The organism is Kribbella sp. CA-247076 (assembly GCF_050942445.1).
Taxonomy (GTDB): domain Bacteria; phylum Actinomycetota; class Actinomycetes; order Propionibacteriales; family Kribbellaceae; genus Kribbella.
This window is the reverse complement of record NZ_CP192051.1, coordinates 6,284,146-6,296,293: the sequence shown is the minus strand read 5'-3', so window position 1 is coordinate 6,296,293 and position 12,148 is coordinate 6,284,146. Positions and strand designations below refer to the sequence as shown.

At 71.5% G+C, this 12,148-nt stretch carries 12 protein-coding genes; 7 read left to right on the top strand and 5 right to left on the bottom strand.

Annotated elements, in window-relative coordinates:
- The first annotated feature begins 6 nt into the window (after nucleotides 1-6).
- Complete coding sequence (locus ACQPYZ_RS29830; RefSeq protein ID WP_433161936.1) at nucleotides 7-1,578, top strand: LCP family protein; 1,572 nt, start codon at nucleotides 7-9, stop codon at nucleotides 1,576-1,578.
- Between the two features lie 4 nt (nucleotides 1,579-1,582).
- Here ACQPYZ_RS29830 and ACQPYZ_RS29825 read toward each other — a convergent pair whose 3' ends face one another.
- A complete protein-coding gene (locus ACQPYZ_RS29825; RefSeq protein ID WP_433161935.1) occupies nucleotides 1,583-1,984 on the bottom strand; it encodes an SgcJ/EcaC family oxidoreductase in 402 nt (133 codons plus the stop codon).
- A 136-nt stretch (nucleotides 1,985-2,120) separates the two neighbouring features.
- Between ACQPYZ_RS29825 and ACQPYZ_RS29820 the strand changes: the two genes are divergently transcribed.
- From ACQPYZ_RS29820 to ACQPYZ_RS29810, 3 genes are all read left to right on the top strand, one after another.
- Complete coding sequence (locus tag ACQPYZ_RS29820; protein ID WP_433161934.1) at nucleotides 2,121-2,498, top strand: YciI family protein; 378 nt, start codon at nucleotides 2,121-2,123, stop codon at nucleotides 2,496-2,498.
- A gap of 71 nt (nucleotides 2,499-2,569) precedes the next feature.
- Entirely contained in the window at nucleotides 2,570-3,397 is an 828-nt protein-coding gene (locus ACQPYZ_RS29815) for an alpha/beta fold hydrolase (RefSeq protein WP_433161932.1), read from the top strand.
- 174 nt (nucleotides 3,398-3,571) lie between these two features.
- A complete protein-coding gene (locus tag ACQPYZ_RS29810) occupies nucleotides 3,572-4,198 on the top strand; it encodes a superoxide dismutase (RefSeq protein WP_433161930.1) in 627 nt (208 codons plus the stop codon).
- Nucleotides 4,199-4,253: 55 nt separating this feature from the next.
- Here ACQPYZ_RS29810 and ACQPYZ_RS29805 read toward each other — a convergent pair whose 3' ends face one another.
- Complete coding sequence (locus ACQPYZ_RS29805; RefSeq protein ID WP_433161928.1) at nucleotides 4,254-5,039, bottom strand: alpha/beta fold hydrolase; 786 nt, start codon at nucleotides 5,037-5,039, stop codon at nucleotides 4,254-4,256.
- A gap of 163 nt (nucleotides 5,040-5,202) precedes the next feature.
- Between ACQPYZ_RS29805 and ACQPYZ_RS29800 the strand changes: the two genes are divergently transcribed.
- Together ACQPYZ_RS29800 and ACQPYZ_RS29795 are read left to right on the top strand one after the other, a co-directional pair.
- On the top strand, nucleotides 5,203-5,646 hold the full coding sequence (locus ACQPYZ_RS29800; RefSeq protein WP_433161926.1) for a phage holin family protein: 444 nt from the start codon (nucleotides 5,203-5,205) through the stop codon (nucleotides 5,644-5,646).
- Nucleotides 5,643-6,041 carry a DUF3618 domain-containing protein gene (locus ACQPYZ_RS29795; RefSeq protein WP_433161924.1) on the top strand — a complete coding sequence of 133 codons (399 nt, stop codon included), beginning with the start codon at nucleotides 5,643-5,645 and terminating at the stop codon, nucleotides 6,039-6,041. The genes ACQPYZ_RS29800 and ACQPYZ_RS29795 overlap by 4 nt, the downstream gene beginning before the upstream one ends.
- 3 nt (nucleotides 6,042-6,044) lie before the next feature.
- Here ACQPYZ_RS29795 and ACQPYZ_RS29790 read toward each other — a convergent pair whose 3' ends face one another.
- Nucleotides 6,045-7,301 carry an RNA polymerase sigma factor gene (locus ACQPYZ_RS29790; protein ID WP_433161923.1) on the bottom strand — a complete coding sequence of 419 codons (1,257 nt, stop codon included), beginning with the start codon at nucleotides 7,299-7,301 and terminating at the stop codon, nucleotides 6,045-6,047.
- Between the two features lie 97 nt (nucleotides 7,302-7,398).
- Between ACQPYZ_RS29790 and ACQPYZ_RS29785 the strand changes: the two genes are divergently transcribed.
- Nucleotides 7,399-10,386, top strand: a complete 2,988-nt coding sequence (locus tag ACQPYZ_RS29785) for a glycine--tRNA ligase (protein ID WP_433169791.1) — start codon at nucleotides 7,399-7,401, stop codon at nucleotides 10,384-10,386.
- Here the strand turns inward: ACQPYZ_RS29785 and ACQPYZ_RS29780 are convergent.
- Nucleotides 10,370-11,362, bottom strand: coding sequence for a GDSL-type esterase/lipase family protein (locus ACQPYZ_RS29780; protein WP_433161921.1), 993 nt, complete (start codon nucleotides 11,360-11,362; stop codon nucleotides 10,370-10,372). The genes ACQPYZ_RS29785 and ACQPYZ_RS29780 overlap by 17 nt on opposite strands.
- A complete protein-coding gene (locus tag ACQPYZ_RS29775; RefSeq protein WP_433161919.1) occupies nucleotides 11,359-12,072 on the bottom strand; it encodes a GntR family transcriptional regulator in 714 nt (237 codons plus the stop codon). Before ACQPYZ_RS29775 ends, ACQPYZ_RS29780 begins: the two co-directional genes overlap by 4 nt.
- Nucleotides 12,073-12,148 lie beyond the last annotated feature (76 nt).

Here is a 12,148-nt window from a genome sequence, read left to right as displayed (position 1 = left end):
GGAGCCATGGGGACACGCGAGCGCGCAGACGGCGCCACGGAGAGTTCCGAACTGCCTGACCCTGATCCGGCCGGACGACGGCCGCGGTCGGTCCCCAAGTTGCTCGGGCTGACCGTCCTCGGCGCCCTGCTCCCGGGGCTCGGCCTGATCGTCGGCGGCCGCCGCCGGATCGGCGCCGTCGTCCTGACCCTCACCCTCGGCCTGATCGGGCTCGGCGTGTACGTCGGGCTGACCCGGCGCGAGGAGGTGCTCGCGGCGGCCGTCGTACCGAGCCGCCTGCTGATGACCTCGGTGGTGATCGGGACGCTGGCGATCCTCTGGATGGTGGTCGTCGTCACCTCGCACCGATCGTTGCGTCCGGCAACTGGTGGGGCGAGTGGCCGGGCGGCCGGCGCGTTGCTCGTGGGCGTCCTGTGCTTCGCGATCGCGGCGCCCGCGGCGGTCGGCGTACAGAGTGTGCTCGCCCAGCGGGACCTCGTCCAGGACGTGTTCGTCGCGCAGGGCGAGGGCAAGAGCGCGACCCGGCCGACGGTGATCGACACCAAGGACCCGTGGGAGGACAAGCCGCGGCTCAACCTGCTGCTGCTCGGCGGCGACGACGCGCCGAGCCGCCCGGGGGTGCGGACCGACACCGTGATCGTCGCGAGCATCGACACCGCGACCGGGAACACCGCGCTGGTCTCGATGCCGCGACAGCTCACGTTCATGCCGTTCCCGAAGGACTCGCCGCTGCACCGGCTCTACCCGAACGGCTACGGCCAGGAAGGGCTCAGCCTGGAGGGCCGGCTGGAGTGGATGCTGAGCGCGATGTACCAGAACATCCCGGCCGCGCACCCCGGCATCCTCGGGCCGTCCGACAACGAGGGCGCCGACGTCCTCAAGCAGTCGGTCGGCGAGGCGATCGGGCTGAAGCTCGACTACTACGTCCAGGTCAACCTGAAGGGCTTCGCGGAGCTCGTCGACGCGCTCGGCGGGATCACCGTCAACGTCAACGAACGGGTCGCGATGGGTGGCGTCAGCAGCTCGCACATCCCGCCGGACGAGTGGATCGAGCCGGGCCCGAACCAGCACCTCGACGGCCGACACGCGCTCTGGTTCGCCCGCGGCCGGTACGGCGCCGACGACGACCAGCGGCAGATCCGGCAGCGGTGCGCGATCAAGGGCATCGTCGACGCCGCCGACCCGCGGACCCTGGCGACCAAGTACAAGGCGATCGCCCGGGCCGGCCAGCAACTGCTCCGCACGGACATCCCGCAGGAGCTGCTGCCCGCGCTGGTCGAGCTCGCCCTCCGGGTGAAGTCAGGCACGGTCTCCAACGTCACGCTCGACGCCGCCAAGCTCCGGCTGAAGTACCTGCACCCGGACTACGACGCCCTCCGCGACACCGTCGAGGCCGCCCTCGAGCAGCCGACGCCCCCGGCGACGACCGCTCCGGCGACGACTGCTCCGGCGACCCCGAAGTCCGCACCCAGGCCCGCCCCGAATCCCACCGCCACCGCCACTGCCAAGCCGCCGGGCCCGACCCAGGACCTCGCCGACGCCTGCGCCTACCACCCGACCGGCAACCGGCCGAACTGATCGTCTACTGGATCGGCGTCGTCTGAGCCAGCGCGAGCCGCCAGCCCGTCGACGTCCGGAGTACGGCGTACGTCAGTGCCCCGGTGGCCGGCAGCGCACCCGGGTCCGCGTCCGGCCGCTCGTCGTACACGGTCTTGACGCAGCTCACGAGGACGACGTCGGCCGTCAGCGCGCGGAGGTCGACGATCTCGACGCTGGTCCGCACGTTCTTCAGCCCGGATCCGAGGGCGGCCGCCATCGCCTCGGTGAACGCCTCCCGCCCGAACAGTCGACGGCCCGCGATGTTCACGATCACCATCTCCGCCGTGTGCAGCTCAGGCAGCAGGTCCGCGTCGCTCTGCGCCTTGTCCGCCTGCTGCACCAGCTCGTGGATGGCCTGTTCGTCCTCGGTGCTCAAGTCAGTCATACCCGCAGTCTTCAACCTCAACTGTTGTTGAGGTCAACGGCCGGGAAATTCCTCGCCGCGGCGAGTGTCGATCTGGCGGGCGACCGCTCGACGTGAGAGTAAGTGATCGAGCGAGACGACGAGGAGAACCACTGCTATGCGCTACATGATCATCAACAAGGCCGACGCCGAGAGCGAGGCCGGTGTGCTTCCGTCCGAGGACGTGGCCACCGCGGTCGGCCAGGCGGTCGAGGCGATGTCGAAGGCCGGGGTGCTGCTGTTCGCCGAGGGGGTCCACCGCAGCGCGCTCGGCGCCCGGGTGAAGGTCGAGGGCGGCCGGCGTACCGTCACCGACGGCCCGTTCACCGAGGCCAAGGAGCTGATCGGCGGCGTGATCGTCGTCGAGGTCCGCAACCGCGACGAGGCGGTCGAGTGGGCCGCCCGGCTCGCCGAAGCCCTCGGCGACGAGGTCGAGGTCCGCCGCGTGGTCGAGGAGGCAGACTTCGGCCCCGACTCGGACGTCTACCAGAGCTGACGTCTTCCCTGGGTGTCCATTTCGCCGGTCGCCGTTCGTGGTAGCGGCAACAACCCGACGAAGGAGGCACCATGATCAGCACCACGACTGCGAGCTCCGCGCCCGGCACGACCCTGGCCGTGCCGGGCGCGGAGCTGTACTACGAAGTGCGCGGAGCCGGACCCTTGGTGGTTCTGGTGGGAGCGCCGATGAACGCCGACTCGTTCGCGCCGCTCGCCGACCTGCTGGCCACCGATCACACCGTGCTCACCACCGATCCGCGAGGGATCAACCGCAGCCCGTTGCGCGGCAGTACGGGCTCGACGCCCGAGCAGCGGGCCGACGATCTGGCCCGGCTGATCCGGCACGTGGACGCCGGCCCGGCGACCGCGCTCGGGTCGAGCGGGGGAGCGGTCACCGTGCTCGCACTCGCCCAGGCGCACCCGGAGCTGGTCGGTACGGCGATCGCGCACGAGCCGCCCCTGGACCGGCTGGTCCCGGACGCCGGCGAACTGCTGGCCGCGTCGGAGCGGATGATCGCCGACTACCTGGCCGGGGACGTGACCGGCGCCTGGAAGCGGTTCTTCACGCTGGCGAACATCCCGGTCCCGGACGAGGCGGTCGAGGCGATGTTCAGCGGTGAACGGGACCCGCAGCAGATCGCCGACGAGCGGTTCTGGTTCGAGCACGAGCTGCGGGAGACGGTGAGCTGGCAGCCGGACCTGGCCGCGCTGCGGGACGGCGGCGTACGCATCGTGGTCGGGATCGGCGAGGAGTCGGCCGGGCAGCTGTGCGACCGGACGTCGACCGCGCTGGCCGCCGGCCTCGGGATCGAGCCGACGACGTTCCCCGGCGACCACATCGGCTTCGCCGAGAACCCGGAGCCGTTCGCCGCGGCGCTGCGCGAGGTGCTGACGTAGGTGGACTCGCTCGTGGGTCCGCGGGCGGAGTATGTGAAGCTGGGGTGACCGGGTACGGGCCGGTGTGAGCGGGCCCGGACCTTGACATCAACCGTGGTTGAAGTTTCAAGCTGGTGCCGCTGAAACAGGACATCGGAGATATCGGCCCCCGCGGGCCCCGACGAAGGAGCAGAGTTGACCACGTACACGCTTCCCGACCTCCCGTACGACTACGGTGCACTGGCGCCGAGCATCGCCGGTGAGATCATGGAGCTGCACCACTCCAAGCACCACCAGACCTACGTGAACGGCCTGAACGACACCCTGGAGAAGCTGGCCGCGGCCCGCGAGAAGGGTGACTTCGGCGCCATCGTCGGGCTGGAGAAGTCGCTCGCCTTCAACCTCGGCGGGCACGTCAACCACTCGATCTTCTGGAAGAACCTGTCCCCGGACGGTGGCGACAAGCCGGACGGCGAGCTGGGGGCCGCGGTGGACGAGTTCTTCGGCTCGTTCGACGCCTTCCAGTCCCACTTCACCGCGGCGGCGACCACGATCCAGGGGTCCGGTTGGGCGATCCTGGGCTGGGACGCGCTGGCCGGCAAGCTGCTCGTCCACCAGCTGTACGACCAGCAGGGCAACCTGCCGGCCGGGCAGATCCCGATCGTCATGCTGGACATGTGGGAGCACGCGTTCTACCTGCAGTACAAGAACGTGAAGCCGGACTACGTCAAGGCGTGGTGGAACGTGGTCAACTGGGGCGACGCCCAGGCGCGCTTCGACGCTGCCCGCTCCGGCGCCGCCAGCCTGGTCGCCGGTAGCTGAGCCCACCGCGAGGGGCGGCCCGGACCAGGTGGTCCGAGCCGCCCCTCGCGTGCTGTCAGCGGCAGAAACCGGCGATCACCGGTGCGATCGCCGAGGCCTTGATCACGTGGTTCTGGCCGGCCACCACCTCGTGCTTGGCCCCCGGTACGGCGCTCGCCAGCGCCTTCACCGAGGTCTGCATCCAGCCCGGGCTCTTCCCGCCGTTCACCACCAGCGCGGGCGCCTCGATCGTCGCCCACTGCTCCGCGTCCAGCGGCCGGCCGAAACAGTTGTCGCCGAGCATCGCGGCGTCGTACGGCAGGGTGTGCGCGACCGCCTGCATGCCCTTCCACCCTGGCATCAGCCGCATCATCGCGACCACGATCCCCGGCAGCCCGATGCCTTTCGTCATGAAGTACTTCACCGCGTCCGCCGGTCCCAGCGCGCGCAGGTCGGACACCCAGGTCGCCGGGATCTGCTTGCGGCTGTCGTCCACGACGTACGGCGGCTCGAAGGCGACGAACCTGGTGATCGGCAACCCGGCCGCCGCGGCCCGCAAGGTCAGCGCGGCGCCGGACGACGTGCCGTAGACGTACGCCGATCCGCCGGCTGCCTCGATCACCGCGGCCAGATCCTCGATCTCGCGCTCGACGTCGTACTCCGGGGAGTCGCCGCTGTCGCCGCGGCCCCGGCGGTCGTAGTTGTAGACGGTGTAGTCCGCCGCCAGCAGCTCGGCGAGCTCAGGCATCGGCCCCTGCGCCCGGCTACACAGCGCACCGTCGACCAGGACCAGCGCCGGGCCGCTGCCCCGCCGGTCGTAGGCGATCGTCGTACCGTCCTGGGAAACCACCGTTGCGGTCATGTGCAGATCCTCCTGCCTCAGTGGGCCACTCGGCTGGCCTCGTCACTGCGTCGAACACCGGACCCCGGAATCGACAGGGTCCCGGAAAAATGTCCGCGTGGGCACCGTGCGTAGTTGGGGTGGGACTGGGTACCGGGCGGGCAGCCGACCACGGGAGACGATCATGACGACGCGTCCGGACGCCGTCCGGCACGATGCCGGACAGAACCAGGGTGAGCAGCTGGGCGCCCTGGTGAGTCAACTGACCAGCGACGTGAGCCGACTGGTCCGCGACGAGCTGCAGCTGGCCAAGGCCGAGCTCAAAGATAAGGGCAAGGAAGCCGGCGTCGGGATCGGGCTGTTCGGCGGCGCCGGGACGGTGGCGCTGTACGGCGTCGGTGCGCTGATCGCGGCCGCCATCCTCGGGCTCGCCCAGGCGGTGCCGGCCTGGCTGGCGGCGCTGATCGTCGCGGTCGTGCTGTTCGCCGTCGCCGGGATCGCGGCGATGCTCGGCAAGCGGCACGTCAGCCGCGCCACTCCGCCCGTTCCGCAGCGCGCCGTCGAGGGCGTGCAGGAGGACCTGGAAGCCCTCAAGGGCCATCAGCCGGAAGGGAAGATCACCGCATGACCACCACCAAGGCCAGTCACGGCGAGCCGCTGTCCGAGACCGAGGCACTCCGGATCGAGCTCGAACAGACCCGGGCCCACCTCGCCGACACCGTGCAGGAGCTGAGCCGGCAGCTGAATGTCCCCCGCCGGATCAAGGACTCCGCCGCCCAGGCGGGCCGGCGCCTCCAGGGCCGCGCCCAGCAGGTCCCGACCCAGGTGAAGGCGGTGCCGAGCCGGATGAAGACGGTGCCGGGCCGGATGAAGGAGTTGTCGCCGCGGGTCAAGGACGTGCCGGCGCGGGTGAAGGAGATGCCGGCCGCCGGCCGTCGCCACCCGAAGGCGACCGCCGCCGTCGGCGGCGCGGTGGCCCTGACCGCGGGCGCAGCGGCCTGGCTCCTCCGACGGAACAGGTAACTCTCAGCAGGCTGCCGCGCGCTCCAGCAGCAGCGTGCGTTCGCGTTCGTTGCGGGTCAGTGCGGCGGCCTTCTCGAACTCGGCCCGAGCCTCGTCCAGCCGGCCGAGCTTGAAGAGCAGGTCGCCGCGCACACTCGGCAGCAGGTGGTAGTCCTTCAGCGACCGCTCGTCCGCGAGCGCGTCCACCGCCTCCAGCCCGCGCTCCGGGCCGAACGCCATCGAGATCGCGACCGCCTGGTTGAGCCCGACCACCGGTGACGGGCTGACCTGCGCGAGGACGGCGTACAGGCCGGCGATCCGGGCCCAGTCGGTGTCGTCCGGGTCGGCCGCGCGGGCGTGGCAGGCGGCGATCGCGGCCTGGAGGACGTACGGGCCGGGCGGTTTGTCCAGCGCCCAGGCGCGGTCGAGGCCTTCGAGGCCGCGGCGGATCAGCAGCCGGTCCCAGCGGCGGCGGTCCTGGTCGAGCAGCAGGACGGGCTCGCCTTCGGGGCCGATGCGCGCGTTCGCCCGGGACGACTGCAGCTCCATCAGCGCGAGCAGGCCGTGGACCTCGGGCTCGGTCGGCATCAGCTCGGCCAGCAGCCGCCCGAGGCGCATCGCCTCGTTGCACAGCGCCGGCCGCATCCAGTCGTCGCCGGCGGTCGCGGAGTACCCCTCGTTGTAGATCAGGTAGACGACCTCGAGGACCGACGTCAGCCGGTCGAGCAGCTCGTCACCTGACGGCACCTCGAACTCGACCCCGGCCTTGGCCAGGTTGCGTTTGGCCCGGACGATCCGCTGCGCGATCGTCGACTCCGGTGCGAGGAAGGCCCGCGCGATCTCGTCGGTCTTCAGGCCGCCGAGCAGCTTCAGCGTCAGCGTGACCCGCGCGTCCATGGTCAGCACCGGGTGGCAGGCGGTGAAGACCAGTCGCAGCAGGTCGTCCTCGATGTGGTCGTCGAGGATCGCCTCGACGTCGTCCTCGACGCTGTCGCCGTCGATCTCGAGCTCGTGCCCGAGCTCGGCCAGCTTGCGCTGGTACGTCTCCTTGCGCCGGATCAGGTCGATCGCGCGACGCTTGGCGATCGCCATCAGCCAGGCGCCCGGATTGTTCGGTACGCCGGACTCCGGCCACTGCTCCAGCGCCGCCACCAGCGCGTCCTGGGCCAGCTCCTCGGCCAGCCCGACGTCGCGCACGATCCGGGCGACGCCGGCGATGATCCGCGCGGACTCGATCCGCCAGACCGCGTCCACCGCACCCTGTGCCTCGGTAACTGTCACCCGCCGATAGTAATCCGGGCGGAGGCACCCGGCCGGGGCCGAATAGACTGCCTCCCGATACCCCTCGGAAGAACGCTTGAGGTTTGTTGTGCTCACCATGCAGGACGCGCTGCTCGCGCTGACGAAGTACTGGACCGACCGCGGGTGCATGGTCGTGCAGCCGTTCAACACCGAGGTCGGCGCCGGCACGCTGAACCCGGCGACCATCCTGCGGGTGCTCGGTCCCGAGCCGTGGCGGGTCGCGTACGTCGAGCCGAGTGTCCGGCCGGACGACAGCCGGTACGGCGAGAACCCGAACCGCCTGCAGACGCACACCCAGTTCCAGGTGGTGCTCAAACCGGACCCGGGCAACCCGCAGGAGCTGTTCCTGCAGAGCCTGGTCGCGCTCGGGATCGACATCGACGCGCACGACGTCCGGTTCGTCGAGGACAACTGGGCGAACCCGGCGACCGGGTCCTGGGGGCTCGGCTGGGAGGTCTGGCTGGACGGCCTGGAGATCACCCAGTTCACCTACTTCCAGCAGGCCGGCGGGATGACGCTGGACCCGGTGTCGGTGGAGATCACCTACGGCATCGAGCGGATCATGATGGCGCTGCAGGGCGTCTCGCACTTCAAGGACATCGCCTACGCCCCCGGCATCTCGTACGGCGAGGCGTTCGGCCAGGCGGAGTACGAGATGAGCCGCTACTACCTGGACGACGCCGACGTCGAGTCGCAGAAGCGGCTGTTCGAGGAGTACGCGAACGAGGCCCGCCGGATGCTGGACGCCCGGCTCCCGGTCCCGGCGCACGTCTACGTGCTGCGCTGCTCGCACACCTTCAACGTGCTCGACGCCCGCGGCGCGGTCAGTACGACGGAACGCGCCAAGGCCTTCGGCCGGATGCGGTCGCTGGCCCGCGAGGTGGCCCAGCTGTGGGCCGAGCGGCGGACCGAGCTGGAGCACCCGCTCGGCCTGGCCGAGCTGCCCGCCCCGGCGCCGGAGCCCACCGAGTTCCCGGCGAGCTCCGGGACCCGGCAGCTGACCTTCGAGATCGGCACCGAGGAGATGCCGCCGTCCGAGGTCACCAAGACCGCGGAGGCCGTGCGGGCCGCGCTGACCGAGAAGCTGGCCGCGACCCGGCTCGGCCACGGCGACATCACCACGTACGCGACCCCGCGGCGCGTGGTGGCCTTCGTCGCCGGTGTCCAGGCGGGCGAGCCGGATGCCGAGCGGGTGGTCCGCGGCCCGCGGAAGTCCGCCGCGTACGACGTCGACGGCAACGTCACCAAGGCCGCCGCCGGGTTCGCCCGCGGCCAGGGCGTGTCCACCGACGACCTGCACGACCTGGACGTCGACGGCGTCGAGTACGTCGCGGTCACCAAACCGGACCCGGGCCGGGGCGCCGCAGAGGTGCTGAGTGGCGTCCTGAGCGAGATCGTCGCCGGTCTGCGGTCGGACAAGAACATGCGCTGGAACGACGCGAAGCTGTCGTTCACCCGGCCGGTCCGCTGGCTGGTCGCCCTGCTCGGCGACCAGGTGGTGCCGGTGTCGGTGTCGAGTCTGGCCGCCGGCCGGACGACGCGTGTGCACCGGACCGCCGCCCAGCCGCAGGTGGAGATCGCCGCGGCCGAGGGGTACCTGGACCTGCTCCGGATCCACGGCATCGAGGCCGACCCGGCACGCCGCCGGACGCAGATCGTCGACGCCGCGGCTGAGCTCGCGGCGAGCGTCGGCGGGACGGTGGACGTCCAGGGTGAGTCCGCGCTGATCGACCAGATCGTCAACCTGGTCGAAGAGCCGACCGCGATCCTGGGCGGCTTCTCCGCCGACTACCTGACGCTGCCGGGCGAGATCCTGACGACCGTCATGCGCAAGCACCAGCGGTACCTGCCGGTCCGGGACGCCGACGGCGGCCTGCTCCCGCACTTCGTTGCCGTGGCCAACGGTTCGGTGGACGAGGACGTGGTCCGCGGCGGCAACGAGGCGGTGCTGCGGGCCCGATACGAGGACGCCGCCTTCTTCTGGCGGGCCGACCTGGAGACGCCGCTGGCGACGATGAAGAGCGAGCTGGAGAAGCTGGCCTTCGAGGAGCGGCTCGGCTCGATGGCGGACCGGGCGGCCCGGATCGGCCGGATCGCCACCGCGCTCGCCGAGGTCGTCGGCCTCGAGGGTGACGAGCTGACCACGCTGAAGCGGGCGGCAGAGCTGGCGAAGTTCGACCTCGGCTCGCAGATGGTCGTCGAGCTGACCAGCCTGGCCGGCACGATGGCCCGCGAGTACGCGCGCCGTGCCGGTGAGACCGAGGCCGTGGCGCAGGCGCTGTACGACATGGAGCTGCCGCGGTCGGCCGGCGACCCGGTGCCGGCGACCACTCCGGGCGCGCTGCTCGCCCTGGCGGACCGCTTCGACCTGCTGGCCGGGCTGTTCGGCATCGGCGCGAAGCCGACCGGGAGCTCCGACCCGTTCGCGCTGCGTCGCGCGGCCGCCGGTGTGGTCGCGATCCTGCGGGAGCACCCGTCGCTGAAGGCGATCACGCTGGCGACCGGCCTGCGGGCGGCCGCCGCGGAGATCGGTGCCCAGGGCATCGACGTACCGGCGGACTCGCTCGACGAGGTCGCCGAGTTCACCGTCCGGCGCTACGAGCAGCAGCTGATCGACCGCGGTGACGACCACCACCAGGTGGCCGCGGTGTTGCCGCTGGCCACCGCTCCGGCGGTCGCGGACGAGACGCTGGCGTCGCTGCAGCAGCTCGTCGGCAGCAGCGACTTCGCCGACCTCGTCGCGGTCCTGCAGCGGGTACGCCGGATCGTGCCGGAGGGGACCGAGGCGTCGTACGACCCGGGCAGGCTGACCGAGCCCGCCGAGGTCGTGCTGCATGAGGCAGTCCAGAAGGTCGGTCAGGCGCCGACCGCGCTGGCCGAGTTCGTCACCGCCGCGTCGGTGCTGGTCGAGCCGGTCACCACGTTCTTCGACGAGATCCTGGTGATGGCCGAGGATCCGGAGCTCCGGGCCGCCCGGCTGGGGCTGCTGGCCACGATCAGCGCGCTGGCCGCGCCGGTCCTCGACTGGCAGGCGCTCGGCACCAGCCTTACCGCGGCAGAGTGAGCCGGGGAGCGAGGCGCTCGGCGATCAGGCGGTAGCCGTCCGGCCCCGGGTGGACGTCGTCGACGTACAGGGCCTCGGCTTCGGCCGACGTGAGCACGGTGCGGCCGTCGATGATCCGGACCTCCGGGTCCGTGCGGGCGCCGCGCTCCACGCAGTCGCGGACGTCGTCGAGCGTCAGGCCCACGGCGTTCGGCTCGCCTTCGAGGTCGGGCGCGAGCACCGGGGTGATGACGACGAGCGGCGTCTGCGGATGGCCCGCGCGGACGGTCGACACGAAGGCCTCGACCTGGCCCGGCAGGGTCCGGCCGCTGTACGTCGCGCCGCCGTAGATGTTGATGCCGAGACACAGCGAGATCAGCCGGGCGGGCTGGTCCCGGATGGTGCGGGCCGCGACCGGGTCGAGGTGGCACTCGCCCGCGAACCCGAGCGCGCTCAGGCTCCACCCGTTCGTCCGCGCGACCAGCGCCGGCCAGGTCTCGGAGGGACCGTAGGCGCCGGTGCACTGGGTGATCGAGCTGCCGTAGGTGAGCCATCGCGGCCCGGTCGACGGCAGCGGGTCGGCGTCGCCGTCGAATGTGGGTCCCCGGACGCCGATCACGCCCGATTGAGGTAGCCAGAGCTCGACCGTGACCGGACGACCCGGCAGCTCGACCACCAGCCGCTGCTCGCCGTCGACGACCACGCAGCGCTCGTGCAACTCGCCATCGACCAGTACGTCGAGCGGCGCGATCACGGAGTAGATGCCCAGGCTCGCCCGCAGCTCGATGCTCACCGCGGACGCCGACGTACGCCAGGCGGCCCGGACGCCGGCCGGCGTCGCCGCGCGCTCCCACAGCCGGTGACCGGGGCGGTCCGGATACCCGGTCCAGTCGATCAGGCCGACGTCGTGACCGCGCGGATCGAGCCGCCAGTACGTCGCCCAGCCGTCCGCGTCGACCTCGGCGTACTGGTAGCCGGTCCACAGGGCGTCGGTCATCTGCGTGCTCCTCGAAGTCCCCGGAGCGACCGGGCGACGGGCTGGGCGGCGGCGGACGTGAGGCGGGCGACCGCGCGCGCCCCGAGGCTGGCGTCGACGTGGGCGAGCATGACCGCGGCGGCGGTGCCGGAGTCCCCGGCCGCGATCGCGTCGACCAGCGCGAGGTGCTCGGCGTGGGTGCGGTCGAGGTCCTCCTCGGACCGGCCGTCCTCGAGGGCCAGCCTGCGGTACCGGTCGGCTTTGTCCCACAACCCGTCCAGGGTCTGGACGAGCAGCGAGTTGTGCGACGCGGTGTAGATAGCGACGTGGAACCGTCGATGCGTCGACAGCTCCGCCGGCCCGGGGTCGGTCCGCAGCGGCAGCAACTCGTCGGCGGTCGCCCGGATGAGGTCGAGGTCCTGCCGGGTCCGGCGCTCGGCCGCGAGGCCGGCCGCCAATGGGTCGAGGGACCGCCGGATCTCGACCAGGTCCCGAGCCTCCTCGGCGGTCAACCGGGTGACCCGCGCGTCCCGGTGCGCGTCCAGCTCCACCAGTCCGTCGCTCATCAGCCGGCGCAGTGCTTCGCGCAGCGGCGTCGTACTGATTCCCAGCTCGCGCGCCAGCGCGGCCTGCTGGATGACTGCCCCCGGGAGCAGCTCGCCCCGCAGGAGCTTGGCGCGGACGAGGTCGTAGGCGGTCTCCGCCTTCGTCGCCAGTCTGGCCTCGGTCACCGGCTGCCTCCACGGTTATAACAAGCTCACGCAAGAGAATACTGCAGATTCAAGCTTCGAGACGTATGAGACTGCC

Coding starts and splice junctions, on each gene's coding strand:
- ACQPYZ_RS29805 (WP_433161928.1), bottom strand. CDS start 5,039: ATGACCGCAACGGTGGTTTCCCAGGACGGTACGACGATCGCCTACGAC.
- ACQPYZ_RS29780 (WP_433161921.1), bottom strand. CDS start 11,362: ATGACCGACGCCCTGTGGACCGGCTACCAGTACGCCGAGGTCGACGCG.
- ACQPYZ_RS29815 (WP_433161932.1), top strand. CDS start 2,570: ATGATCAGCACCACGACTGCGAGCTCCGCGCCCGGCACGACCCTGGCC.
- ACQPYZ_RS29820 (WP_433161934.1), top strand. CDS start 2,121: ATGCGCTACATGATCATCAACAAGGCCGACGCCGAGAGCGAGGCCGGT.
- ACQPYZ_RS29785 (WP_433169791.1), top strand. CDS start 7,399: ATGCAGGACGCGCTGCTCGCGCTGACGAAGTACTGGACCGACCGCGGG.
- ACQPYZ_RS29795 (WP_433161924.1), top strand. CDS start 5,643: ATGACCACCACCAAGGCCAGTCACGGCGAGCCGCTGTCCGAGACCGAG.
- ACQPYZ_RS29800 (WP_433161926.1), top strand. CDS start 5,203: ATGACGACGCGTCCGGACGCCGTCCGGCACGATGCCGGACAGAACCAG.
- ACQPYZ_RS29825 (WP_433161935.1), bottom strand. CDS start 1,984: ATGACTGACTTGAGCACCGAGGACGAACAGGCCATCCACGAGCTGGTG.
- ACQPYZ_RS29830 (WP_433161936.1), top strand. CDS start 7: ATGGGGACACGCGAGCGCGCAGACGGCGCCACGGAGAGTTCCGAACTG.